At 68.4% G+C, this 23,106-nt stretch carries 22 protein-coding genes and 1 pseudogene; 12 read left to right on the top strand and 11 right to left on the bottom strand.

What is annotated here, in order from left to right; genetic code table 11:
* Position 1: 1 nt before the first annotated feature.
* Entirely contained in the window at positions 2-622 is a 621-nt protein-coding gene (locus tag NIBR502770_RS00825; RefSeq protein WP_141180722.1) for a YitT family protein, read from the bottom strand.
* Positions 623-682: 60 nt separating this feature from the next.
* On the opposite strand from NIBR502770_RS00825, the gene NIBR502770_RS00820 reads away from it, so the two are divergent.
* Entirely contained in the window at positions 683-2,194 is a 1,512-nt protein-coding gene (locus NIBR502770_RS00820; protein ID WP_141180721.1) for a PLP-dependent aminotransferase family protein, read from the top strand.
* A gap of 109 nt (positions 2,195-2,303) precedes the next feature.
* On the opposite strand, the gene NIBR502770_RS00815 is transcribed toward NIBR502770_RS00820, so the two are convergent.
* Together NIBR502770_RS00815 and NIBR502770_RS00810 are read right to left on the bottom strand one after the other, a co-directional pair.
* On the bottom strand, positions 2,304-2,996 hold the full coding sequence (locus NIBR502770_RS00815; RefSeq protein WP_141158176.1) for an SRPBCC domain-containing protein: 693 nt from the start codon (positions 2,994-2,996) through the stop codon (positions 2,304-2,306).
* On the bottom strand, positions 2,993-3,628 hold the full coding sequence (locus NIBR502770_RS00810) for a helix-turn-helix domain-containing protein (RefSeq protein WP_141180720.1): 636 nt from the start codon (positions 3,626-3,628) through the stop codon (positions 2,993-2,995). The genes NIBR502770_RS00815 and NIBR502770_RS00810 overlap by 4 nt, the downstream gene beginning before the upstream one ends.
* A gap of 99 nt (positions 3,629-3,727) precedes the next feature.
* Between NIBR502770_RS00810 and NIBR502770_RS00805 the strand changes: the two genes are divergently transcribed.
* Positions 3,728-4,690, top strand: a complete 963-nt coding sequence (locus NIBR502770_RS00805) for an RluA family pseudouridine synthase (protein WP_141183259.1) — start codon at positions 3,728-3,730, stop codon at positions 4,688-4,690.
* Here the strand turns inward: NIBR502770_RS00805 and NIBR502770_RS00800 are convergent.
* Positions 4,687-5,211, bottom strand: a complete 525-nt coding sequence (locus NIBR502770_RS00800; RefSeq protein WP_141180719.1) for an O-acetyl-ADP-ribose deacetylase — start codon at positions 5,209-5,211, stop codon at positions 4,687-4,689. The two genes, NIBR502770_RS00805 and NIBR502770_RS00800, sit on opposite strands and share 4 nt — an antisense overlap.
* A 34-nt stretch (positions 5,212-5,245) precedes the next feature.
* Between NIBR502770_RS00800 and NIBR502770_RS00795 the strand changes: the two genes are divergently transcribed.
* A complete protein-coding gene (locus NIBR502770_RS00795; RefSeq protein WP_141180718.1) occupies positions 5,246-5,869 on the top strand; it encodes a DedA family protein in 624 nt (207 codons plus the stop codon).
* On the opposite strand, the gene NIBR502770_RS00790 is transcribed toward NIBR502770_RS00795, so the two are convergent.
* The 3 genes from NIBR502770_RS00790 to NIBR502770_RS00780 all read right to left on the bottom strand — a co-directional run bounded on the left by NIBR502770_RS00790 (position 5,866) and on the right by NIBR502770_RS00780 (position 9,725).
* Complete coding sequence (locus tag NIBR502770_RS00790) at positions 5,866-6,171, bottom strand: hypothetical protein (RefSeq protein WP_141158180.1); 306 nt, start codon at positions 6,169-6,171, stop codon at positions 5,866-5,868. The two genes, NIBR502770_RS00795 and NIBR502770_RS00790, sit on opposite strands and share 4 nt — an antisense overlap.
* Before the next feature lie 93 nt (positions 6,172-6,264).
* Positions 6,265-9,072, bottom strand: a complete 2,808-nt coding sequence (gene ppc / locus NIBR502770_RS00785) for a phosphoenolpyruvate carboxylase (protein ID WP_141180717.1) — start codon at positions 9,070-9,072, stop codon at positions 6,265-6,267.
* Between the two features lie 113 nt (positions 9,073-9,185).
* Positions 9,186-9,725, bottom strand: a complete 540-nt coding sequence (locus tag NIBR502770_RS00780) for a hypothetical protein (protein WP_141180716.1) — start codon at positions 9,723-9,725, stop codon at positions 9,186-9,188.
* 93 nt (positions 9,726-9,818) lie between these two features.
* Between NIBR502770_RS00780 and NIBR502770_RS00775 the strand changes: the two genes are divergently transcribed.
* Entirely contained in the window at positions 9,819-10,661 is an 843-nt protein-coding gene (locus NIBR502770_RS00775; protein WP_141180715.1) for a DUF1684 domain-containing protein, read from the top strand.
* Between the two features lie 14 nt (positions 10,662-10,675).
* On the opposite strand, the gene NIBR502770_RS00770 is transcribed toward NIBR502770_RS00775, so the two are convergent.
* Positions 10,676-11,884 carry an acyl-CoA dehydrogenase family protein gene (locus NIBR502770_RS00770; protein WP_141180714.1) on the bottom strand — a complete coding sequence of 403 codons (1,209 nt, stop codon included), beginning with the start codon at positions 11,882-11,884 and terminating at the stop codon, positions 10,676-10,678.
* Positions 11,881-12,675, bottom strand: coding sequence for a 3-hydroxyacyl-CoA dehydrogenase (locus NIBR502770_RS00765; RefSeq protein WP_141180713.1), 795 nt, complete (start codon positions 12,673-12,675; stop codon positions 11,881-11,883). Before NIBR502770_RS00765 ends, NIBR502770_RS00770 begins: the two co-directional genes overlap by 4 nt.
* A 141-nt stretch (positions 12,676-12,816) precedes the next feature.
* On the opposite strand from NIBR502770_RS00765, the gene NIBR502770_RS00760 reads away from it, so the two are divergent.
* Complete coding sequence (locus NIBR502770_RS00760; protein WP_141180712.1) at positions 12,817-14,109, top strand: glycoside hydrolase family 76 protein; 1,293 nt, start codon at positions 12,817-12,819, stop codon at positions 14,107-14,109.
* On the opposite strand, the gene NIBR502770_RS00755 is transcribed toward NIBR502770_RS00760, so the two are convergent.
* On the bottom strand, positions 14,106-15,749 hold the full coding sequence (locus NIBR502770_RS00755; protein WP_141180711.1) for a glycoside hydrolase family 32 protein: 1,644 nt from the start codon (positions 15,747-15,749) through the stop codon (positions 14,106-14,108). The genes NIBR502770_RS00760 and NIBR502770_RS00755 overlap by 4 nt on opposite strands.
* 134 nt (positions 15,750-15,883) lie before the next feature.
* Entirely contained in the window at positions 15,884-16,486 is a 603-nt protein-coding gene (locus NIBR502770_RS00750) for a YdeI family protein (protein WP_141180710.1), read from the bottom strand.
* A 106-nt stretch (positions 16,487-16,592) separates the two neighbouring features.
* Here NIBR502770_RS00750 and NIBR502770_RS00745 point away from each other — a divergent pair, with 106 nt between their 5' ends.
* The 7 genes and pseudogenes from NIBR502770_RS00745 (at position 16,593) to NIBR502770_RS00715 (ending at position 23,042) form a co-directional block, all read left to right on the top strand.
* The gene (locus NIBR502770_RS00745) at positions 16,593-17,345 is read left to right on the top strand and encodes a VOC family protein (protein ID WP_141183258.1); all 753 of its coding nucleotides are present in this window, start codon (positions 16,593-16,595) and stop codon (positions 17,343-17,345) included.
* Between the two features lie 9 nt (positions 17,346-17,354).
* Positions 17,355-17,894: an NUDIX hydrolase family protein gene (locus NIBR502770_RS00740; protein ID WP_141158190.1), complete on the top strand. Its 540-nt coding sequence runs from the start codon at positions 17,355-17,357 to the stop codon at positions 17,892-17,894.
* 88 nt (positions 17,895-17,982) lie between these two features.
* The gene (locus NIBR502770_RS00735) at positions 17,983-19,014 is read left to right on the top strand and encodes a DUF6707 family protein (protein ID WP_141180709.1); all 1,032 of its coding nucleotides are present in this window, start codon (positions 17,983-17,985) and stop codon (positions 19,012-19,014) included.
* A gap of 82 nt (positions 19,015-19,096) precedes the next feature.
* The gene (locus NIBR502770_RS00730; protein WP_141180708.1) at positions 19,097-19,822 is read left to right on the top strand and encodes an SRPBCC domain-containing protein; all 726 of its coding nucleotides are present in this window, start codon (positions 19,097-19,099) and stop codon (positions 19,820-19,822) included.
* 54 nt (positions 19,823-19,876) lie between these two features.
* Positions 19,877-21,163 carry a tRNA guanosine(34) transglycosylase Tgt gene (tgt, locus tag NIBR502770_RS00725; protein WP_141180707.1) on the top strand — a complete coding sequence of 429 codons (1,287 nt, stop codon included), beginning with the start codon at positions 19,877-19,879 and terminating at the stop codon, positions 21,161-21,163.
* A 2-nt stretch (positions 21,164-21,165) separates the two neighbouring features.
* Positions 21,166-21,947: pseudogene (locus NIBR502770_RS00720) on the top strand (dienelactone hydrolase family protein).
* 156 nt (positions 21,948-22,103) lie between these two features.
* Positions 22,104-23,042, top strand: coding sequence for a type IV toxin-antitoxin system AbiEi family antitoxin domain-containing protein (locus NIBR502770_RS00715; RefSeq protein ID WP_141158195.1), 939 nt, complete (start codon positions 22,104-22,106; stop codon positions 23,040-23,042).
* Positions 23,043-23,106 lie beyond the last annotated feature (64 nt).

Here is a 23,106-nt window from a genome sequence, read left to right as displayed (position 1 = left end):
TTTAGCAGTTCGCGGTGCTGGGTTCCCTGGCGGCACTTGCCTTGCCGGGGCCAACCACGAAGCGCGGCAGCAGGAGGTGGACCAGGGGACCAATCGCCAGCGCGTAAACCACGGTGCCCACACCCACCGATCCGCCCAGCAGCCAGCCGGCCGCCAGCACCGTCACCTCAATCAGCGTCCGGGAAAACCTGACCGTCCATCCAGTGCGCCGGGCAAGCCCCGTCATGAGGCCATCGCGGGCACCCGGCCCGAATCCGGCACCAATGTAGCACGCAGAGGCCACGGCATTGGCCAGCACTGCGCCCGCGAGGAGGCCGATCTGGCCGGCCAGGTGGCTGACCGTCGGGATCAGTGCCAACCCGATGTCCGCGAAGACGCCCACCAGAATGGCATTGCAGAGCGTCCCGAAGCCGGGCGTCTGCCGCAGCGGAATCCACAGCAGCAGCACCAGGAAGCTCACGGCGATTACCACCACGCCGATGCTCAGCCCTGTCCGGTTGGCCAGACCCTGATGGAACACGTCCCACGGATCCAGGCCCAGGCCGGCGCGGATAAACATGGCCAGGGAGATGCCGTACATGGCGAGGCCGGTGAACAGCTGGACAAGTCTGCGGGTCATCATGGAACCATGATCACAGCCAACTGGCATTGAATTACATATCCAGTCTGAAATACTGGCTACATGCCTGCCGCCCTTACCGCCCTCGCGCTGTCGCGCCTCCTCGGCCCGTGGAACACCAGGACGGGGCCGGCATACCGCGAACTCGCCGACGTCATCCGGCTGCTCATCCTGGACGGCAGGATCCCGCTGGATACGGCGCTGCCCAGCGAGCGCGCGCTGTGCGCCGCACTCGATATCAGCAGGACGACGGTAACGGCGGCGTATTCAAGCCTTCGGGAGCAGGGATTCCTCAGCAGCGGCCAGGGCAGCCGCGGGCGCACACGCATTCCGGAATTGACCCCTTTTGGTTCGGCCCTCTTCGGTCCGCAGCCTCCATCCACCGGGGCGTTGCCGGCCCCCGGGCTCACCGCACCCGGGCTTACCGCGCCCGGACTCACCGCACCCGCGGGACTGGTGGATCTGGCCTATTCGGCGCTGCCTGCCAGCGGCGAGGTGGTGCACCGGGCCTTCGCTGCAGCGCTGACGGAGCTGCCGGCACTGCTGCCCGGGTTTGGCTACGACGCCCTGGGACTGCTGCCGCTGCGGCAGGCGGTCGCGGACCGCTACACGGCGGCAGGAGTGCCAACCCAGCCGGGCCAGGTCATGGTGACCTCCGGAGCCCAGCACGCCCTGACCATCATCATCCGCACCCTGGCTGACCGGCAGGACCGGGTCCTGGTGGAACACCCCAGCTATCCCCACGCGCTGGATGCCATCCGCTCCGCGAAGTGCCGACCCGTCCCGGTCGCCTTTGCCGGGTCCGGCTGGGACCTGCCGGCCATGGAAACTGCCATGGTGCAGCAAAAGCCAAAACTTGCCTACCTTGTCCCGGACTTCCACAACCCCACAGGCCTGATCATGCCTGATGCCCAACGCCGCCAACTGGTCCGCGTGGCGGCGGCGGCCGGAACCGTTTTAGTGGCAGACGAAACGCTCCGGGACCTCAACCTCGACGGCACCGCCACCACGCCCCTTGCCGGCTTCGGCAGCACTGTGGTGTCCATTGGATCCTTGAGCAAGTCCCACTGGGGCGGCCTGCGCACGGGCTGGATCCGCGCCTCGGAGTCCATGATCCAGCGCTTTGCGGCGGCCCGGACCACCCTGGACCTGGGCGGCCCCGTCATGGAGCAGCTCGCGGCAGCCCACCTGGTGCGGGCACTGGAGGAACCGCTGCCGGCCCTGCTGCAGACGCTGCGCCGCAACCGGTCAGCCCTCCTGGAACTCCTGGCGGAACACCTTCCAACGTGGCAGGCGGCACCGCCTGCCGGCGGCCTCTCCGTATGGTGCCGGCTCCCCGCCCCCATCAGTACGGCGCTGACAGTCCTTGCCCCGGATCATGGCATCAGGCTGGCGGCCGGGCCCCGGTTCGGAATCGGCGGCGCCTTCGAGCGCAACCTGCGGCTGCCCTTCACCCTGCCGCCGGACAAACTGGAGGTGGCCGTCCTGGCACTCCGGGCGGCCCAGGACCGGCTGGACGCCGCACCCCAGCTGCGGCGTTCGCTCACCCAGGCTCCCGCCGTCGCCATCGCCTGAGCGGCCGCTGCCGGATTCGCCGGAATCGCCGGAACGGTGCGTCACCGCCGGAAAAAGACGGCTACCCCGCAGCTTTCCGGCGATCTGGGCGCGGAACGGGAAGCGGGAGCTACGCGTACACCCGCTCCAGGAAACCGCTCCACGCCTTGGCCGTGGTCCCGGAATCGCCGGAGCCGCTGAAATCGTGCACCGTCATGCCCACGGGGGCACCCCACGCGTTGCGGCCGAAGAACCGGTAGAGGGCGTCCGGTGTGCGGATGCCCAGGAAGTGCTCATTCGCGAAGTCCACCTCGCCCGCCAGCCGCCCCACGCCGTCGAGCTCCACATCAACCGTGGCGCCCGGCCCTGCGGAACCGGCGCCCAGTGCGTCACGGAGGCGGGTGAAGCCGTCCGCTGTCTGGGACGCCGCCGGGGCCTGGATGTCGGTGAACACCACGGGGCGGCCGTCGAAGTACTGCAGGTACTGGCCCAGCGTGTGCAGGTAGAACTCGGTGTGGCGGCTGGCGCCGTCGTACTGCTGGTCCCAGTTTTCAGCGAAGATGCCGCTGTGGACATAGTGGAGCCGGGCACGGCCGCCGTCCAGCGGTTCCAGCACGTGCTCCAGCTGGTTGAACCAGCCATCCGGCCCCTCCATCCGGGACACAAGATGGTGGGGGTATTCCTCAACGGTCTTGACTGCCGGCCATTGGTCCGTGGGGAACATCCATGCCGGCGTTCCGTTGGTAACGGCTTCCCACACCCGCTCGGGGGTGCCGGGCAGTTCGGTGTCCTGGACGATCTCGAAGTCCCGTTTGTCGCTCATTTGTCCTGCTCCTTGCCTGCTGTTTCGTTGGTTGCCGTGGAGGCATTGGTTTCTTTGAGTGCCGGATGCAGCGCCACCACGAGCCGGTGCCGCCGCCCGCGGGGCGACCCGCCGCCGTCGTGGTACTTGTCCACCAGCCGGGTCACCTCGACACCGAGCTCCTCGGCGAACGCGGCCCTGTCCGCGGCAGTGCGGAAGGTAATGTCGCCGTCGATCGCGAAGGTGGCCAGCTTCGGCCGGGCCGCGGCGGCGCCGGTGATGAGCTTGCCCACTTCCTGCACCATGCGTCCCGCCAGCGCCAGCAGCCAGAAAGCCGAGAAGCGGTCGGCGAACCGGCCCGGGTCCGGGGACACTGCGGCCAGCGCGGACGGCGAGATCAGATAGGAGGCCGCCGCCGCCTGCAGGACCCGCTCGGTCACGTTGCCCTTGCGGCGCTCCTCCACCAGTTCCACCAGGCCATGCCGTTCCAGGGCCTTGAGGTGGTAATTCACCTTTTGCCGGGGAAGTCCGACGCGCACTGCCAGCTGCGTGGCTGACGCCGGCAGCACCAGCTCCCTCAGGATCCGCATGCGGATGGGGTCCAGGGATGCCTCGGCGGCTGCGGGGTCCTCGATAACTGCGATGTCCTGCATGCCACCAGCGTGCCAGCCGACAACTTTTTTTGTCAAGAACTTTTTTATCGTCGGATCCCACCCGCTCCGGCCACCTGCCCCCGGTAGAATGGACCGGTGATGCAATCCCCCCTCCCCGTGCGCGACGGCGTCAACGCCACCCGCCTGCGCCTTCCGGACGAGGGCCCGTGGGACACCGCGATGGACTACATGATGCACCGCTGGGGCCACATTGATCCGCAGGGCATCGAGGACAGGTTCGACGCCGGCGAGATCGTTGGCGAGGGCGGCGTACCGCTGACCCGGCACACCAGGCTCGAGGACCACACCTTCATCTGGTACTACCGCACCCTGCCGCCGGAAACGCGGCTGCCGGTGGAGATCGGCATCCTCTACCGGGACGAGCACCTGCTGGTGGTGGACAAGCCGCACTTCCTGCCCACCACGCCGGGCGGCACCTACATCCAGGAATCCGCCCTGGTGCGCCTCCGGAACCAGCTGGACCTGCCGGACCTGATCCCCATGCACCGGCTGGACCGCATGACGGCCGGCGTGCTGCTCTTCTCCACCAACCCGCAGACCCGGGGCAAATACCAGGTGCTCTTCGAGAAGCGGCAGGTGCAGAAGGAGTACGAATGCGTGTCCGCCGCCGAGCCCGCGCCGGGGCACCCCGCCGTCGACTTCCCCGTGGTTGTCCGCAACCGGATGACCAAGTCCCGCAGCTACCTGCTGGCGGAGGTCATCGACGGTGAGCCGAACGCGGAAACCCGGATTGAGCGGCTGGAAACGTTCGACGGCGGGCCTGCGGCAGGTGCCGACGGCGCAGGGCAGCGGCTGGCCAGGTACCGCCTGGAACCGCACACCGGCAAGACCCACCAGCTGCGGGTCCACATGGCCTCGCTGGGGCTGGGGATCGTGAACGACGCCTTCTACCCCGACCTGCTGGACAAGGCGCCGGACGACTACTCCAGGCCGCTCCAGCTCCTGGCCCGCGGCATCAGGTTCGTTGACCCGGTCTCCGGAAAGCCCGTGGAATACCGCAGCAGCCTGGAACTCAGCGAAGCGGTCCGGGCACGGGCCTAACCCCCGAGGACGTCCCTGAACACCGCCTCCACTTCCGCGGTGCGCAGCACGAACTCCACCAGCTCCAGCCCGGCGGCCGGATGGGCGGCCCGGAAACCGGTTAGCGCTTCCTGCGCCGCCGCGGCAACAGCCCCAGCGCTCCACCCGTAAGCCCCGGCTCCCACAGCAGGGAAGGCCAGCTCCCGGACATCCAACGTCTCAGCCAGGCGCAGGCTCTCACTGAAGCAGGACACCAGGAGTGCCGGGTTCGTCTGCCCCGCATGCCGGTTGGGTCCCACCGTGTGGATCACCCAGCGGGCCGGCAACCGGAAGGCCGGCGTTGCCACGGCGGCGCCGGTCTGCAGGCCGTGCGGCAGCCGGGCCGCGCGAAGTTCCCGGCACGCCTCAAGCAGTTCCGGCCCGGCGGCCCGGTGCAGCGCACCGTCCACGCCCCCGCCGCCGAGCAGCGAGGAATTCGCGGCGTTCACCACCGCGTCCACCCGCCGCTGCGTAATGTCCCCTTGCAGGACCGAGATCCGCATGCGGCCAGTTTCCCAAGTGCGGTACCTTGTGGCAATGGACTTCGGCAGCGTTGACAGCTGGGGGACGGCCCTCTATTTCTGGGTCATCCCGCTGGTGGTTGGCGACGCCATTTTCCCGCCCATCCCCTCGGAGATGGTGGTGATTACCGGCGGCGCATTGTCCGCGGACGGCCGGGCCAACGTGTTCCTCGTCCTGCTGCTCGCCGCCCTGGCGTCCTGGATCGGCGACATGGTGGTGTTCCACCTGTTCCGCCGCCGCCTCAGCCACGTACTGGATCGCTGGAAATGGGGCCGCCGGGTGCACGCCGGCATCCATGCGGCACTGGCCAAGGCCGGGCGGTCGTCGACCTATGGCACCATCATCGGCGCCAGGTTCATCCCCGGCGGCCGGCTCGCCACTTCGGCAGCCTCCGGCGTGGCAAACGTCTCGGTGCGCGGTTTCAGCCTGTGTGCGGGCCTGGGCGCCGTCCTGTGGGCCTGCTGGCTGGTGGGCCTGGGCTACTTCACCGGCTCAACCACCAAGCTGCCGTTCTGGGCCAGCTCCCTCATTGGCGTGGCCGTCGGCCTGGTGATCGGCGCCGTCGTGGGCATCATCGTCACCCGGCGCCGCGGCGACCGGTCCCCGGTGGAGGACGAGCCCCTCCCCGACGCAGGCTAGACCGGCAGCCACTTGCCGCGGCTGCGCCGCAGCACGCTGAGTGAACCTGTCAGCGCAACGCGTTCGACGGCGTCGCGCATCATGGCTGCAGATTCCACCGCCTGGCGGTTCTCACCGCTGTACTCGCTGGCTTCCACGAGAAAACGCAGGTTGAGCTGCGGCACGCCGCCGGCGATCTGCAGCTGGTGTGCCTCCACGTGGTGCCGGGTGCCCAGCGCCTCCACGGCCGCGTCCATGACGGACTCGGGCGGATTCCCTGGCCGGAGCCCGGTGATCTTGAGGCGGGTCTGGAAGGAAGGCATGCTCCCAACCCTATCCAAACACCGAAGATGCCCTATCACTTGGGGTCCCTAACAGCGCCTGTTAGGGACCAAAAGTGATAGGGCAACCGGGGGTTACCCGGTGTTGCGCAGGCCCGCGGCGACGCCGTTCACGGTGATGAGCATGGCCCGCTGGAGGCGTTCGTCGATCTCGGCCCCGCTGATCCCGCCCTCGGTGCGGATGCGGCGCAGGAGTTCCACCTGGAGGTAGCTGATCGGATCCAGGTACTGGTCGCGGATCTCCAGGGACCGCTTCAGTGTCGGCTGGGCATCCAGGAGCAGGTTTTCACCGGTGAGCTTGCGGACCTCGGCCACCGTGAGTTCGTATTCCTCCCGGATGGTGTGGAAGAGATGGTGGAGTTCCTCCGGGACGAGGGTGGACACGTAGTAGCCGGCGATGTCCATGTCCGTCTTGGCGAGCGTCATTTCCACGTTGGACAGCACGGAGCGGAAGAAGTGCCAGTGGTCCATCATTTCCACCAACTGCGCGGAGTGGCCGGCCTCGCGGGCGGCCTTAAGCCCGGACCCCACACCGAACCAGCCGGGCACGATCTGCCGTGACTGGGTCCAGCCGAACACCCACGGGATGGCACGCAGGCCACCCAGCCCGGCACCGGAATCCGGCCGCTTCGACGGGCGGGAACCGATATTCAGGGAGCCCAGCTGCTCCACCGGGGTGGAGGCCATGAAGTAGGCAGGCAGGTCCGGGTGGTCGATCAGCTTCCGGTACCGGTCAAAGGCGGCGTCGGAGATGGCCTCCATGACGTGCCCGTAGCGCTCGCGCTGGTCCTCGGAGGTCCGCGGGTCCCGGTGCAGGGCCGACCCCTGCAGGACGGCGGCCAGGGACAGCTCCAGGTTTTCGCGGGCAAGCTCCGGCAGGGAGTACTTGTCCGAGATGACTTCGCCTTGTTCGGTGAACTTGATTTCGCCTTCGAGGACACCGTTGGGCTGGGCCAGGATGGCGTCGTAGGTGGGCCCGCCGCCGCGTCCCACCGAGCCGCCGCGGCCGTGGAACAGGCGGACGCGCACGCCGTGCTTGGCCGCGACGTCGCGAAGCTTGCGCTGGGTCTTATGGATCTCCCACTGGCTGGTCATCACGCCGGATTCCTTGTTGGAGTCCGAGTAGCCCAGCATCACTTCCTGGACGTCCCCGCGCAGCCGCACCAGCTCCCGGTAGGAGGGGTCGGAGAGCAGCTGGTCGATGATCTCGGCCGAGGCCCGGAGTTCCTCCACCGTCTCCAGCAGCGGCGCGAACCCGAGCTTGGCGTAGGGCTTGTCGCCAAAGAGGTTCACCAGGCCGGCCTCGCGGGCCAGCACGGCGGCGGCCAGGACGTCGTCGGCGCCGCGGGTCATGGAGATGATGTAGGTCTCGATGACGTCCGGACCGTACATGCGCAGGGCCCGGCGGATCTCGCGGAAGACGTCGTAGGTGCCGTCGGCGGCGCCGTCCAGCTTGATCGGGTGGCCGGACAGCGGGCGGCGGGAAGCCAGCTCCGAGCCGAGCACCTCGAATCGTTCCTCCCGGCTCAGCTCGGCGTAGCGGAGCCCCGGTCCGCCGATCCGGTCCATCAGCTGGCCGACGGCGTCGTGGTGGTGGTCCGCGTGTTCACGGATATCCAGGGTGGCCAGGTGCAGGCCGAAGGAGGCGATGGCGCGGCGGACGCGGGCCAGGGAGCCGTCCGCCGCCAGCGCCGCGGAGTGGTTGCGGAGCGAGAGCTCCAGCAGGTTCAGGTCAGCCAGGAGTTCATCGGTTGCGTTGTAGTCGCGGCCATGCTCGTGGTTGGAGTTTGCCGCCACCCGCTTGCCGGTGTTGATGAGCTTGGCCTTGATGCAGGTGAGCTTCAGCCGGTACGGTTCCTGGGCGTTGAGTTCCAGGACCCGCTTGTCCAGGCCCGGCAGCTTCTTCAGGTCCTCATCAATGGACTCGAGGAGCCCCTGGTCAGCGCCCGCCAGCGCCGTGGAGTTGGACAGGATGGAAATCAGCTCGTCGATCATGCCGATGCTGATCCGGATGGCGTTTTGGTTCTGGATCTGGAGGATCTCGCGGGTCACAGCCGCGGTCACGTTCGGGTTGCCGTCGCGGTCACCGCCGATCCAGGAGCCAAACCTGATGGGGGCGTCCTTGGAGGCGAGGCTGACGCCATGTTCCCCGAGCAGCTCGGACAGCTCCGACAGCATCTCCGGCATGGCGTCGGTGAGGATGCCGCCCAGGTAGTAGATGGCGTTCCGGGCCTCATCCACGGGGGTGGGCCGGACCTGGCGCAGCTCGTCGGTCTGCCACATCTGGTCGATGATCTCGGCCAGCTGCCGGTCCTGCCGGCGCCGGCCGGTGGACCCTTCGGCTGTGGACTGGGACAGGACATCGGAAAGCTTCCGGATCTTGTCCAGGACGGAACGGCGGGACGCTTCGGTGGGGTGGGCGGTGAAGATGGGCCGCACGTCCAGCCCGTTGACTACTTCCTGCAGCACCTCCGGGCCAGCCTGGGCCGCGATGTCCGCCACCGTCTTGGCCAGCCAGCCGTCCTTTTCCGCCCGGGTCCGGAGTCCGCGGACGCGGTGGACCTGTTCGGCGGCGTTGGCCAGGTGGAAGTAGAAGGCAAAGGCACGCACCAGGTCGGTTGCCTGCTCGATGGGCAGGGAACCCAGGAGTTCGCGGACCTGGGCAACGACGTCGTGCGCGCTCCAGGGGCCGGTGGCGTGCGCACCGCCGCGCGCTGCTTCCTTGGATTCCTTGGTCAGGAGCCGGACCTGCTCCACGAGGTCCAGGAGTTCCGGTCCGTGCTGGCGCACCAGCGATTCGCCCAACAGGGTGGACACGCGCCGGACATCCGCGCGCAGTTCGGAGGCAAGGTCGGTCTCGGGAGGTGTTGCAGTGTGAGCCATTGAAACAATCTTTCGAGGGATTCGGACTTGGCTCGTACACTGCGCTGGATACTGTGAGCCACGTTACTAGCTAAAGATGCTACCCCCGGTGCCTCGCCTCAGTGGAATCCGTCTCACAAGATGTCGCGGTACCCCACATGCCGTTTGACGGCGTCGAGTTCAGCCCGTAGGTTCCGCACCTCGTCCTGCCAGGCGGCAGCCTCCGCCGTGCGGCGCCGGGCCTTCCCGGCCTGGACCACGGCAGCGGTGAGCAGCAGCGGCACCAGGAGTGCCAGCGCCCATCCGGCGGCCGCGAAGAAGTCCAGTGCCACCGGCAACGCGGCCCGGAAGTCGATGAAATCGTTGACCCCGCCGGCCATGCCTGCCATGGCTCCGTCGAGCGGCTGCAGGAACTGGCCCACCACGGGGGTTCCGGAGAGTGTGGGCGGGGCGAGTTTCGGCTGCGCGTCCCCGCCCCAGCGCCCGTCCGCGCGGTGGTTCAGGACGTAGATGCCGGCGCCCACGTTGGCTGCCATGAAGACGGCGACGGCGGCAGGTGCTGCGAGGTCCGGCCGCCGCCGGCGCCACGCCAGGACGACCGCGGCGGCAAGGACGGCCGCCAGCCAGGGGAGCGCGGCAAGCCACTCCCGATTCACTCCCGCAAGGATGTCCACCACTCCATTCAACCCCGGACAAAGGATTCAGCGGCGGAATGAACACGTCCGCGATCCGGTTGTAGCCGAAGGCATACGCAACTGGAAGGAACCATGACCACCACCCCAGCCACCACCCACGCCGCCAGGGCCGAGCGCTGGCAGCGCTTCCGCGCCAACCGCAACAAAGCCCTGGCAGCGCCGCACGGCTGGCTTACCCTCACCTCCTTCCAGTGGCTCGAAGACTCACCTTCCGCCGTCGAGCCGGCCCCCGGCCTGTGGTCCACTGACGCCACGGGCTCGACGGCGTTCCTCACCGCGGTTCCGGCGGACGGGCTCACGCTGGTGGAGACAGGGGAAAAGGTGGACGGCACCGTATCCGCCGTCCTGGCGGACGAGGAATCACTGATGTGGGTGCAGTTCGGCGGCCCGGACGGGGACCAGGTAGTGGTGGAACTGGCCATGCGCGGCGGCCGGTATGCGATCCGCACCCGGGACGCTGCATCACCGGCCTTCACGGAATTCGACGGCGTGCCTACCTTTCCGTACAACCCCGACTGGGAGGTCACCGGAAGGTTTGAGCCCTACCCGGCGCCGGTGGATGTGCCGATCGGCACCGCGAACCCGCTGGTTGACGGCGTGCACCGCAGCGTAGGCGAGGTGGTCTTCCGCCTCCCGGGAAGCAGCCATGAGTTCCGGCTCCAGGCGGAGGAAGAAAAGCTCGGCGCCCTGACCGTCACGTTCCACGACGAAACCAACGGCGACACCACGGACGAGTGGCGGAAACTTTCCCTCCCCAGGCCGCGGCCGGACGGGTCCGTAGTGCTGGACTTCAACCGGGCCATCAATTACCCCAGCGCCTTCACCCCTTACGGCACCTGCCCCATGCCCGTGAAGAACAACAGCCTGGACATCCGGGTGGAAGCCGGCGAGAAAGAGCCGTACCCCGGCCGGTAAGGGTTTCGACCGGCTCAACCACCGATGGCGGAGATTCCAGTGATGGCCCTTCCCACGATCAGGGTGTTGACCTCGAACGAGCCCTCGTAGGTGTAGATGGCTTCGGCATCGGCGAAGATCTTGGCCATCCGGTAGTCGGTAACAATCCCGTTGCCGCCCAGGATGGAGCGGCCCAGCGCCACGGTTTCGCGCATGCGGGCGCTGAGGTAGGACTTGGCCAGGGCCACCTGCGGCATGTTGGCTGCCCCCTGCTCCTGCAGCCGGGCGAGCCCGGCCATCATGGACATGCTGGCCACGGCGTTCCCCAGCATGGTCACCAGCTGCTGCTGGATCAACTGGAAGTGGGCCAGCGGCCGGCCGAACTGCTGCCGCTCCACCGCGTATTGCCGGGCCACGTCGAAGGCGGCGAGCTGCTGGCCCACCGCCTGCCACGCCACCATGATCCGTGAGCTGCGGAGCAGTTCCTTGGTGTCCTCGAAGCTGCTGATACCGGCAAAGCGGTCCGCCTCGGCAACCCTGACATCGCGGAACTGGATGTCCGCGTTCTGGACGGTGCGCAGGGCGATCTTGTTCTCGATCCTGCTCCGGCTGACACCCGGCAGCGTTGCGTCCACAATGAAGCCGCGCACCGAACCGTCCGCCTCATCCCGGGCCCACACCAGCATGTAGTCGCAGAACGTCCCGTTGCCGATCCAGCGCTTGGCCCCGTTGAGCACCCACGTATCGCCGGCGTCGTCCGCTTCTCCCGTGGTGGAGGAGATCCGCCGGGCCCGGGTCTCCAGGCCGCCCGCCACATCCGAGCCATGCAGCGGTTCGGTCAGCGCGAAGGCACCCGTAGTGCGCAGCTCCGAGGCGTCGGCCAGCAGCCGCTGCTTCTGGTCCTCCGTGCCAAAGGTGTGCAGGGATTCCACGAAGAGGTCGTGATGGACCAGGAAGAACGTGGCCAGGGAGGTATCCACGCGGGTGATCTCCGCGATGACCAGCCCGGCAAAAAGATGGCTGTAGCCGCGGTGGACCGGTGTGCTCAGCTCCAGCGTGGCCAGCTTGGGGAGGATATGGGCGGGAAACTCGGCCTTGTTCCACCAATCCCCCGCGTACGGCGCCACCTCGGCCGCCAGGAAGTCCCGCAGCTCGGCGAGCTTGTTCCGTTCAGCCTCGTCCAGCATCGCTTCGACGGCGAAGAAGTCCGCCGCCGGCAGCTGCGGGACGTCCGGCGCGCTCATTTCGGCGCCATCCGGATAGCCCCGTCCAGGCGGATGGTTTCGCCGTTCAGCATGGCGTTGTCCACAATATGTGCCACCAGGTTGGCATATTCCGCGGGCTTGCCCAGCCGGGACGGGTGCGGAACCTGGGCGCCGAGCGAGTCCTGCGCCTCCTGCGACAGGCCGGCCATCATAGGGGTCTCGAAGATGCCCGGAGCGATGGTGACCACCCGGACCAGCGAGCGCGCCAGTTCCCTGGCGATCGGCAGCGTCATGGCGGCCACGGCGCCCTTGGAGGCGGCATACGCGGGCTGGCCGATCTGCCCGTCGAAGGCCGCCACGGAGGCGGTGTTGACGATGACGCCGCGTTCCGGGCCGCCCAGCGGGGTGGTGGCGGGCTCGGTGGCCGCCATCGCTTCGGCGGCCAGGCGCAGGACGTTGAAGGTCCCCACCAGGTTGACCTGGATGACCTTGCTGAAGGATTCCAGGGGCAGCACACCGTCCCGTCCCAGGACCTTGCCGGGGGTGGCGATCCCTGCGCAGTTCACCACGATCCGGAGTGGGCCCAGCCCCGCGGCGGTCCCGACGGCGGCCCGTACGTCGGCCTCGCTGGTCACGTCTGCGGGGGCAAAGACGGCGGACTGGCCGGCTGCGGCGCGGCCGTTCAGTTCGTCCGCCAGTGCCTGTCCGCCCGAGGACGGCAGGTCAACGAGCACGACGGATGCGCCGGCGTCGAACAATCTCTGCGCGGTGGCTGCTCCCAGCCCGGACGCCCCGCCTGTCACCAGTGCGACGCTGCCTTTGATGTCCATCCATCCTCCTTGATGTGTGTCCCCATGCCGCGGCGCGACCCGAGCAACAGTTAATGAATGTTAACTGAAATCCCGCGCCGCCGCACTCACCCCCGAGGCCCTGCGCTCCCTGGTGCCGGCGGCACGGTTAGGGTGGACGGCATGACGTCCAGCAGCACCTCCTTGACCGCCTGGCAGGACAGGGCGAACCACGCGGCCCGGTCCGTGACCGCCCTGTTCGGCCGGAAACTGCTGTTCCTGCCCGGAACCCACCTGGGCGCAGCGCTGTGGCAGGGCAGGCACCCGGCCGGACCGCCCACCCCCTCAACGCCGGAGCAGGAGCCGGGCACCCAGCCAGCGCCGCGATGGCGTACCGCACTCCGCCGGATGCGGCCTGCCGCATCGCTGGCCCTCCCCTGGCACTACTGGTGGCAGGCGCACTACGTTGACTGCCTGGTGGACGCCGGGCGGCGGGAACTGGGCGGCGGAGCCACCCCGGCGGCCCGGTTCGACGGCCCGGGCCGGCCCAGCGCCGGGCACTTGGCCTCGCGCCTGGTCACCGGGATCAGGCTCCGCAACGCCCTGACTTTCGTGAACAGCTACTACGACGACATGGCGTGGCTGGCGCTGGCAACGCTCCGCCTGGACAGGCTGGCCGAGGAAACCCGTCGTCCAGGCCGCCGCCGCAACGCCGTGGTCCGGGCGTCGCTGGCGCTGCAGTTCGACGCCGCCTGCACCGATGACCTGGGCGGCGGGACTTTCTGGAGCAAGAAACGCGACTTCAAGAACACCCCGGCCACCGCGCCGGTGGCCCTGTTCTATGCCCGCACTGGCCAGCACGCCAAGGCCCAGGCCCTGCTGGACTGGCTCGACGCCACTCTCTTTGACGCGGACCAGGCCCTCTACCTTGACGGCGCACGCCTGGATCCCTCCGGAGAGGTGGTGCTGGAGCGGGCGGTATACACCTACAACCAGGGCCCCGTGCTGGGAGCACTCCTGGAGCTGGGCGGCGAGGCGAACCTGGCCCGGGCCGCGGTCCTGGTGGACGCGGTGCAGCGGCTGCTGACGGTCCCGGGCAGCAGCAACGGAGCCGGCACGGGCTCCGGTGGTTCGGTGCTGCGCTGCGAAGGAACAGGCGACGGCGGCCTCTTCACCGGGATTCTCTGCCGATACCTGGCACTCGCCGCGGCAGACCGCCGGCTTCCCGCGGCTACCCGCGCCACGGCTGCACGGTTGGTGACGGACACCGCTGAAGCGCTCTGGTCCGGCCGACGCCCCGTCGGCCCCGGCGAGGCAAATGCCCGGCGGGAAGGCACGAGCAACTTCTCGCTGCACGCAGCCAAACCGGCGGCCGCGACGTATCCGCCGGGCGCCGCCGTCGAACTCTCCACCCAGCTCCAGGCATGGATGGCGCTGGAGGCAGCGGCCGCCGTCACCGCCGCAGCCGGCGCCTAGCGGATGCCGGCCAGCGGCGTGACGGTGCCGCGATTGAGCGATACCGGTCCCTCCGCCACCAGCCGGGCTTCCTTGGTGCCGGCCGGTGGAAACGCCAGGGACGTCAGGGCCCGTCCCGCCACGAAGACCTCCACGGAGGACCGGTCAACGTAGACGGTGAGGCGGACGGTGTCCCCGGCCGGCCGGGCGTCCACCGAGCGCTCCTGCCGGTATACGCGGCTGGCGTCCGCCTGGTCAGCGAGGCCGCTCCCGCCGGCCGCCGCGTCACCGTTGCGGTCCACGAACGCCCGCCCGGCCGCGAAATCGTAGCCCACCGTGGCATAGGTGGTGCCGCCGCTTTGCAGCAGCACCCGCGCCTCCCCGGTCCCGTCCGCGGGCTTGGCCAGCTCGACGTCGGCCTTGAAGGCGCCGCTGTCCGGGACCGGGAGTGCCAGGCCGCCATCAATGCTCCCGCCGGGCACCTGCACTGGCGCCCCCTCCAGTGACTGGAGCGCGGCCGTAGGCGAGGACACCAGGGCCGGCCGGCCGCCGTCGAACGCCAGCCGGATGTCCCGCACCACCGAGGCGGCCCCGTACCAGCCGTTGGTGGGAAGGTTCCGGGCGTAGGCCCAGTTGTTCATCCAGCCGATGGCGTGCCGGGACGCCTTCCGCTGCGCGTCGTCCAGCCCCGGGCCAGCCCAGGTGACGGCCGCGTAGAAGTCCGGTCCGCCGTCGAGCCACTGGTGGCCGCCGTCCGCGGTGAAGGCCTTGCCGTCGAAGCTGCCGGTCCAGTAGGCTACGCCGGTGGTGCGCCCCTCCCCGGATCCGTTGGCGCTCGCTGCCAGGATCCAGGTGCGCTTGGCGGGGTCGCCGTCCAGGTCCAGCTGGAAGAAGTCCGGGCACTCCAGGATTCCCAGCCCCTCCTGGCCAAAGCCGGACACATAGGTCCACTGCCTTAAATCCTTGGAGGTGTAGAAGCCGATCTTGTGGCCCTCCGCGAGGAGCATCAGCCACTGGTTGTTGGCCTCGTCCCGGATGATCCGCGGGTCCCGCCAGTGCTCGGCGCCGGGGTTCTCCATCACCGGGTTCTGTCCGTAGCCCTGGAAGCTGTAACCCTTGTCCGTGGAGTAGAACAGGGACTGGCGCTGGACACCGTCGTGCTGCTGGGTGAGGACCGCGATCACGGCCCCCTTGCCAAACCCGGCCGTCCCTTCCGTGTCCACCACGGCGGAGCCGGTCTCAATGTCGCCCAGGCCGTTGCGGAACTTGGGAATAGCCACCCCTTCGTTCTTCCAGTGCACCAGGTCCGTGCTGGTGGCGTGGAACCACTCGGTGCCGTTCCCTTCCGGGTAGTCGGCGTTGTAGAGGTAGTAGTAATGCCAGAGGCCGTCGAGGAAAAAGGGCCGCTGCGGATCGTTCATCCAGTGCTCGTCCGGCGTGAGGTGGTACGCCGGCCGGAAAACGTCATCCCCCTCCGGCGCGGCTTCCGTTGGACGCGCGGCGGTTGGTGGGCCGCTTTCCTGCGTGCCGGGGCCCCGCTGGACGGTACCGGCCAGTACCAGCGAAACGGCCAGCGCCAGCACGGCGACGGCGGCCAGGACCCACAGAATGGGGGGTCGCCGGAGGGCGGCACGAATGGACGCGGGACGTGGGAAGGGCATGGGTGGTGTCGATCCGTCGCTGAACGCACATGTGCCGTCCCCCGGGACAGGGGAACGGCACCAGCGCAAGTGAACCGTCAATTTTACCGGCCCTCTTCCCGTGAACCCAATCCGGGGACGTCATACACCGGCAGTCAGTCCCGTGCCGGTGGCCGCTTCTTCTGCGGATAGGGTGTCTCTCCCCGTGCCAGCATGTCCACGAACCCGGCAATCCTGCGTTCCCGGGTGGCCGCCTGCTTCGCCGAATTGGTCCTGAACACCAGGGCGAACAGGTTGGTTTTTGTCAGGACCTCGAAGGTGGCCTGCGCCGCCGGGTTGGCTGCGATGGCGGCCGCCAGGTCTTCCGGCACCTCGAGGTCGGCCTGTCCGCCGTAGGCCGCCTCCCAGCGGCCGTCCGCCTTGGCCGCCGCCACGGCGGCCCGTCCGGCGTCGGTCATCTTCCCGGCCTCCTCCAGCCGGGCAATGTGCCCCACGTTCCGGGCCGACCAGATGCTCCGGTGGCGCCGCGGCGTCATCCGCTGGAACACGCTTTCGCTGTCCCGGCGCCTGCCTTGCCCATCGATCCAGCCAAAACAAAGGGCTTCGTCCAGGGCCGCCGCGTAGTCAAGGCCCGTCACCGTCCCGCCCTTCTTATGCAGCACCAGCCACACCCCCGGGCTGGTGCCGTGGTTCTCTTCCAGCCAGGCACGCCAGGCGGCAGCGTCGGGCAGCAGCAGTTCCTCAAGGTCATTGGCCATGGCCTAATTCTGCCCGTGGAATCCCGTACCACAAGGCCCGTGTGCCGGACGGCAACACGTGGCATCATGGCCCTACCGGCCCATCCGCAACCCCGAGGACAATGCCATGCTCCGAGTCCGCCCCGTCCATTTCACCTCGCGCACCGAGGCCTGGAAACAGCTCCTCACCGCCCTGGGAATGGTCCCCACCGAGGACGACGGCGGGTGGACGGTTTTCGATTCGGGCTCAGGGCGGCTGGCAGTCCATTCCGCCGAGGCCGGTTCCGGACAGGACGGCCGGACGGTGCTGGCCGTGGAAGTGGGCGACGTTGCCGAATTCGCCAGGCGCACCAACGCCTCAGCCAAGGAAGACTCCCCACAGGAGGGAGCGGCGGAAGGCACCGGACCGGCCGAACCCGTTACCGCCGACCACGGTGACGCCTGCCGTATCAGCGCGCCGGACGGGTTCAGCTTCCTCGCGGACAAGGCCGCCCACTTTGCCCAGTGTGCCGACGCCGATCCCGCCCTGGCCGTCGCCGCGGTCTGGTACACCGAGGACCCCGAAGGTGCCGTCCGCACGCTGCTGCACATCGGCGCCCGCCCCCGGCCCGTGCCGGACAACGACGAAACCGCGGACTTCACGGCCAAGAACGGCGGGGTACTCCTGGTGCGGCCGGCAGCCGGAGCGTCCCGCTCGGGCCTTGGCTTTGAATACGGCGGCGGCCTGGAGCAGCTGCGGGAGCGCCTCACCGCGGCCGGCTTCTCCGCCAGCCTGACGGAGGAGGCGTTTGGCAGCACCCTCCATGTGGCCAATCCCGACGCGGGCAGCCCCAACGCGCCCGCCACGGTGTGGGTCTCCCAGCACCGCCCCATGGGGTAGAACTTAAGCATGAACGTGCGCACACCTGACCCGAATCCCGGCTGGCTCTCCGAAGAAGACCTCTTTGAGGCGCGCGGGCGGCTGCCCATGGTGTACGTAGAGGCAGTACCGGTCAGGCTGGACCCGCTGGGATACGTCAACGAGGTGGGAACGCTGTTGCAGGCGGACGCGGACGGGACCATGGTGCGCTCCCTGGTTTCCGGCCGTGTGATCTACCGCGAAACCATCCGCGCCGCCCTGCTCCGGCACATGGAAAAGGACCTGGGCCCCCTGGCGTTCCCGCAGCTGCCGCTGAGCCCCGTGCCGTTCACTGTGGCTGAATATTTCCCCGCGCCGTCCCAGACCGGCTTCACGGACGAGCGGCAACACGCCGTGTCGCTGGCCTACGTGATCCCGGTGACGGGCGAGTGCGAGCCGCGCCAGGACGCCCTCGAACTGACCTGGATGACCCCGGAGGAAGTCCTCAGCCCCGGCGTGCAGATGGAGTTCTCCGGCGGCCGCGGCGGCCTGATCCGGCAGGCCCTGGCGTTTGCAGGCGTGGGCTTCTGACCACCCCGCCGGGACGTGGGGGTCCCCGGTTTTGAGTGCCCGCCTTTGTAGACTGTAGGGCGGACCGCAAGAGAACTTAAGGACTCCCATGACCGAATCACCAGCCGCCAGGCACCACCGTGAACAGCAGGCTGGATCTCTGACCACCGGCAGCCACATCCTCCTCCCCGACGGCCGGCGCACTGCCGAAATCGACCAGGTGGAGCTTGAGCACGACGACTTCGGCTCCCCCGCACTGGTCCTGGCCAGCCTCTCCGGCGGCGGCACACTGCGGGTGGCCATCGGCACCATGGTCACCGTGGTGGACGGCGCGCACGACGACATCACCCAGCTCCCCCTGCCGGCGGACCTTCCCGAGGCCGCACCACCCGCGGAAACCCTGATGCCCCGGAACGGCGCGCAGGAGCAGCCCGGCGCCGGGACCGGTCCCCTCAACGTGGCGCCCGCCGTCGTCGTCCCTCCCCTTCCCCCGGCACCACCCGCGGTGACCGGGCCCGGCGAGGAGGAACTGGCGCTCATTCCCGCCCCGGACGGCACCCCCGAATCCGTGGTGGAGGCAGCCGCGGAGGCCCACCCAGACGCCGAGGGCGTCCTGCTCCTGGCGGACCGGCTCTCGAAGGGGGTCAACTTCAAGTCCGGCAGCTGCCTGAAGGACCTCAGCGACCTGGCGCACGAACTGTTCATCACGCTCAAGGACGCGGACGGCGCACTGTCGGTGGCAGACCTGATCACCGTGCTCCCCTACGACGGGAACCCCGGCCGGTGGACCTCGGTGGAGGCAGCCCTGGCGCTGGCCAGCTACATCTGCCGGCAGGATGGCCAGGACGAACGGGCCGAGGTCTACGAGAAACTGATCCGCACTCCCGAAAACCAGGAGACGGACGCCTTCAAGGCACGGATGGCAGCCAAGGTGCGGCAGCGCTCGCTCAATGAACCCAACCTGTACGACAAGGAAATCTTCCGCTCGATCGACAACTCCAACCACGACGCCGAGCGCGAATGGCGGCTGCTGCGGCTCGAATCCCTGCTGTTCCTGCGGGCCCACGGCGGCTCCGAAACCATCGGCATGTCCGAACTTGAACGGCGCATCAGCAACGAGCTGGAGGCCGTCCGCTCCTGAACACAGGGCCACGTTGCCGGTAACTTCCAGCAAGGGAAATTAGCCCTACCCCGGGGGTAGCCGGAGTTGTACATTCGGGGCTATGACGAACAATCTCAGCGTAGTGATCAACGCCGACGCCCCGCAGGTCTGGACCATGCTGCGGGAACCGTCCAGGGTGGCCCAGTGGCACGGCTGGCAGGCCGAAGACCTGGAGTCCGAGATCAAGGAGATCTACTTCTCCGATGTACAGGAATCCGCGGACCACACCAGCCTGACCGTGCACGGCGGGGACACGTTCGAGCTCCACCCGGTTGCGGACGGTACCCGGGTCAGCGTCACCCGCGGCGCGGTGGACCACAACTCCGAATGGGCGGCATGGGACGAGGACATCACGCAGGGTTGGCTGACCTTCCTGCAGCAGCTCCGGTTCGCCCTGGAACGCCACCCGCACGGCAAGCGGCACACCCTGTTCCTGCACCTGACCGAGGGCAACGGCTCCGCGATCGACAAGCTGGGGCTCTCCGACCTCCCGGCGCCGGGTGAGCCGTACCAGCTGACGCTCGGCACCGGTGAGGAGATCAGCGGCAAAGTCTGGTACCGGACCAGCCACCAGGTGGGGCTCACGGTGCACAGCTACGCGGAACACGGCGAGGGGCTGTTGGTGGTGGCAGACCATCCCGCCATCAAGGACGTCCGCGAGGAGGGTGATGGCTCGTTCGTCATCGCCTCGACCTACGATCTTGGCGCCGGCGCCTTCGACGCCATCCGGCAATCCTGGGATTCCTGGCGGGCCTCGAACTACCCGGCCTCAGAACCGGCCAGCTGAGCGTACCGGGGCCCGCGTTTACGGGCCGCGGGGGATTGCTGGCACACTGGTACGGTGCCAGCCAACCCCGCCTTCGCCCTGCCGGAAACCCGATCACAGTTCTCCTTCAAGGTCGGCACCCGCCTGGCGGAGTCCTGCCCGCCATCGGCCGCGCAGGAGGCTGAAAACGGCGGGGCATTCCTGGGCCGCACCGGGACCATCACCACCCCGCACGGTGAGATCCAGACCCCGGCGTTCATCGCCGTCGGGACCAAAGCCACGGTGAAGGCCGTACTGCCTGAATCAATGGCGGACCTGGGCGCGCAGGCCCTGCTGGCCAACGCCTACCACCTGTACCTGCAGCCGGGCCCTGACATCCTGGACGAGGCCGGCGGGCTGGGTGCCTTCATGAACTGGCCCGGCCCCACCTTCACTGATTCCGGTGGATTCCAGGTGATGAGCCTCGGTTCGGGGTTCAAGAAGGTCATCGACATGAAGTCCGTGGATACTTCCGGGCCTGATGACGCCGTGGCCCCAGGCAAAGAGCGCCTGGCGCACATCGATGACGACGGCGTGTGGTTCAAGTCCCACCTGAACGGCGACCGCCACCGGTTCTCCCCCGAAATCTCCATGCGGGTCCAGCACCAGATCGGCGCGGACATCATGTTCGCGTTCGACGAGCTCACCACCTTGCAGAACTCCCGGCGGTACCAGGAGGAATCGCTGGAGCGCACCCGGCTGTGGGCGGAGCGGTGCATCTCGGAACACTTCCGCCTGACGGAGGACCGCGCGGGCAAGCCGTACCAGGCCCTGTTCGGCGTGATCCAGGGCGCCCAGTACGAGGACCTGCGCCGGAAGGCCTGCCGCGACCTTGGCGCCATGCCGTTCGACGGCTTCGGCATCGGCGGGGCGCTGGAGAAGGAAAACCTGGGCACGATCGTTCGCTGGTGCAACGAGGAACTGCCGGAGGACAAGCCGCGGCACCTGCTGGGCATCTCCGAACCGGATGACATCTTCACGGCCATCGAAAACGGCGCCGACACGTTCGACTGCGTCTCCCCCACGCGGGTGGCCCGGAACTCCGCCTTCTACACCCCGGAAGGCCGGTTCAACCTCTCCGGCGCCAAGTACAAGCGCGATTTCGGGCCACTGCAGGAGGGCTGCGACTGCTACGCCTGCACCAACTATTCGCGGGCGTACATCCACCACCTGTTCAAGGCCAAGGAAATGGTGTCCGCCACCCTGATTTCCATCCACAACGAGCGGTTCGTGGTGAAGATGGTGGACGACGCCCGGCTGGCCATCGAGTCCGGCACGTTCTTCGACTTCAAGGCAGAGACCCTGGGCCGGTACTACTCCTGAGCATGCCTCCCGGGCGCCTCCGCTATCCTGACCAGATGCTCATCGAGATCCAGGCCCCTGCAGGCCGTGCCGAAGCCATCGTTGCCCGCCCTTCCGCCGGAAACGGCCCGTTCCCGGGAGTCATCTTCTACATGGACGCGTTCGGCCTGCGCCCGCGCATCCAGGAGATGGCCCAGCGCATTGCCGACTGGGGCTACGTGGTGCTGGCGCCCAACGTTTTCTACCGTGAAGGAACAGTCGCCGAGCTTGCCCCCGGGGGTGACATGTCCACCCAGGAGGGCCGGGAAGCCGCCGGCAAGGCTGCCTTCCCGCGGGTGGGCAGGCTGACCCCGGACAAGGCCCTGCCGGACATCGATGCCTGGGTTTCCGCGCTGGCAGCCCTCGACGACGTGGCGCCGGGCCCCATCGGGACCACCGGCTACTGCATGGGCGCCGGCTCGCGCTCCGGACCGCCACATCGCACCCCGAAGTGGTGGCAGCGTGCGGCGGCTTCCACGGCGGCGGCCTGGCAACGGAGGATCCGGACAGCCCGCACCTGGGGCTTGGCAACGCGCGGGCGCGGTTCGTCTTCGGCCACGCGGACCACGACCGGAGCATGGCCCCCGACGCCGTCGCCCGTCTGGGCGAAGCGCTCCACGCCGCGGGACTGCAGGCATCCAACGAGATCTACGCCGGGGCACCGCACGGCTACTCCATGGCGGACACCTCGGCATTCCACCCAGAAGCCACGGAGCGGCACTTCCAGGAACTGCGCGCCCTGCTGGACGGGACGCTGAAGGCCTAAGCCGGGCGGCCGCCGTCGAACCCGCCGGAAAGCTGCCGGCCCGCCGGAACTTTCCGTCGATCCGGCACCTTTCCGGCGAGCTGGGGACGCGGGACGTTTTCCACATGACGACGGCGGCGCCTTCCGATGGTGCCGCAGCGGCGGGACCCTGTCGGAATGACACCGAAGCAGACAGTACGCCTTCCCGCTCTTCCAGGCACCGGCAACCTGTGGCGGACGGAACAGTTGCACGGGCACGGCCTCAATTCCCGGGCCATCAAGGCCCTGGCCCTCCACGGGAAGCTGGTCCGCCTCCGCCATGGCTGCTACATCCGCGCCGAGCTGTGGGAGAAGCAATCGGGGCCAGTCCGCAGCAGGCAGCTGATCCACGCCCATGCCCACGGGACGCTGACCACTTCAGCCGGCGGCTATGTGTACAGCCACACCTCCGCCGCCCGGCTGCACCATTTGTATGTTTGGGATGTTGATGACCTGATCCACCTTTTACTGCCGGGAAACCCCTCCAGCGAGCGGCTCGGCAAGGATGTCCGTGGCCACACCCGTCCCTGGACCGGGCCGGAAGTGGTGACCCTCGGCAACCTCCGGGTGACCTCGCTGGAGCGGACGGTAGTGGATTGCGCCATGATGCTGGCTTACCGGCAGTCACTGGTTTTGATGGACCACGCCCTCCGGCTAGGTGCGGACAAGGCCCTCATGGAGAGAATGGCTGACGGCCTGCAGGGACGGCGCGGAATCCGGACCCTCCGGCTGGCGCTCGCCCACGCAGATCCGCGCTCGGAGTCCGCCGGCGAGACACTCACGCGCGAACTCCTGCTGCGGCTGAAACTTCCCCTGCCGGAGCCCCAGGTCGCGGTGGCGACGCGTGCCGGGCGGTACCGGCTGGATTTTGCCTGGAAGGAAAAGAAGGTTGCCCTCGAATTCGACGGGAAAACGAAGTACTTCGACTACAAGCCAACGGCCGAGGTGCTGTTTCAGGAACGGCAGCGGGAGAACGCCCTCACCGAGGACGGCTGGACCTTTGTGCGCGTGAAATGGGCCGATCTCTTCCGCGAACACGAGTTCAAGGCCCGTGTCCTTGCGGCGCTCCGGCCCTAGCCACCCGGCCGGAGCGCGAAATCGCCGTAATGGTGCCAGGTCGCCGGTAATTTCCGGCGATCCG

Origin of the sequence: Pseudarthrobacter sp. NIBRBAC000502770, assembly GCF_006517815.1 — a bacterium.
Lineage (GTDB): Bacteria > Actinomycetota > Actinomycetes > Actinomycetales > Micrococcaceae > Arthrobacter > Arthrobacter niigatensis.
The sequence above is the reverse complement of the archived record's forward strand: the minus strand, read 5'-3'. Positions and strand labels throughout refer to the sequence as shown.

Coding starts and splice junctions, on each gene's coding strand:
- NIBR502770_RS00730 (WP_141180708.1), top strand. CDS start 19,097: ATGACGAACAATCTCAGCGTAGTGATCAACGCCGACGCCCCGCAGGTC.
- NIBR502770_RS00775 (WP_141180715.1), top strand. CDS start 9,819: ATGACCACCACCCCAGCCACCACCCACGCCGCCAGGGCCGAGCGCTGG.
- NIBR502770_RS00735 (WP_141180709.1), top strand. CDS start 17,983: ATGACCGAATCACCAGCCGCCAGGCACCACCGTGAACAGCAGGCTGGA.
- NIBR502770_RS00790 (WP_141158180.1), bottom strand. CDS start 6,171: ATGCCTTCCTTCCAGACCCGCCTCAAGATCACCGGGCTCCGGCCAGGG.
- NIBR502770_RS00765 (WP_141180713.1), bottom strand. CDS start 12,675: ATGGACATCAAAGGCAGCGTCGCACTGGTGACAGGCGGGGCGTCCGGG.
- NIBR502770_RS00715 (WP_141158195.1), top strand. CDS start 22,104: ATGACACCGAAGCAGACAGTACGCCTTCCCGCTCTTCCAGGCACCGGC.
- NIBR502770_RS00810 (WP_141180720.1), bottom strand. CDS start 3,628: ATGCAGGACATCGCAGTTATCGAGGACCCCGCAGCCGCCGAGGCATCC.
- NIBR502770_RS00815 (WP_141158176.1), bottom strand. CDS start 2,996: ATGAGCGACAAACGGGACTTCGAGATCGTCCAGGACACCGAACTGCCC.
- ppc (WP_141180717.1), bottom strand. CDS start 9,072: ATGGCTCACACTGCAACACCTCCCGAGACCGACCTTGCCTCCGAACTG.
- NIBR502770_RS00800 (WP_141180719.1), bottom strand. CDS start 5,211: ATGCGGATCTCGGTCCTGCAAGGGGACATTACGCAGCGGCGGGTGGAC.
- NIBR502770_RS00755 (WP_141180711.1), bottom strand. CDS start 15,749: ATGCCCTTCCCACGTCCCGCGTCCATTCGTGCCGCCCTCCGGCGACCC.
- NIBR502770_RS00745 (WP_141183258.1), top strand. CDS start 16,593: ATGCTCCGAGTCCGCCCCGTCCATTTCACCTCGCGCACCGAGGCCTGG.
- NIBR502770_RS00795 (WP_141180718.1), top strand. CDS start 5,246: ATGGACTTCGGCAGCGTTGACAGCTGGGGGACGGCCCTCTATTTCTGG.
- NIBR502770_RS00820 (WP_141180721.1), top strand. CDS start 683: ATGCCTGCCGCCCTTACCGCCCTCGCGCTGTCGCGCCTCCTCGGCCCG.
- NIBR502770_RS00740 (WP_141158190.1), top strand. CDS start 17,355: ATGAACGTGCGCACACCTGACCCGAATCCCGGCTGGCTCTCCGAAGAA.
- NIBR502770_RS00770 (WP_141180714.1), bottom strand. CDS start 11,884: ATGAGCGCGCCGGACGTCCCGCAGCTGCCGGCGGCGGACTTCTTCGCC.
- NIBR502770_RS00760 (WP_141180712.1), top strand. CDS start 12,817: ATGACGTCCAGCAGCACCTCCTTGACCGCCTGGCAGGACAGGGCGAAC.
- NIBR502770_RS00825 (WP_141180722.1), bottom strand. CDS start 622: ATGATGACCCGCAGACTTGTCCAGCTGTTCACCGGCCTCGCCATGTAC.
- NIBR502770_RS00805 (WP_141183259.1), top strand. CDS start 3,728: ATGCAATCCCCCCTCCCCGTGCGCGACGGCGTCAACGCCACCCGCCTG.
- NIBR502770_RS00750 (WP_141180710.1), bottom strand. CDS start 16,486: ATGGCCAATGACCTTGAGGAACTGCTGCTGCCCGACGCTGCCGCCTGG.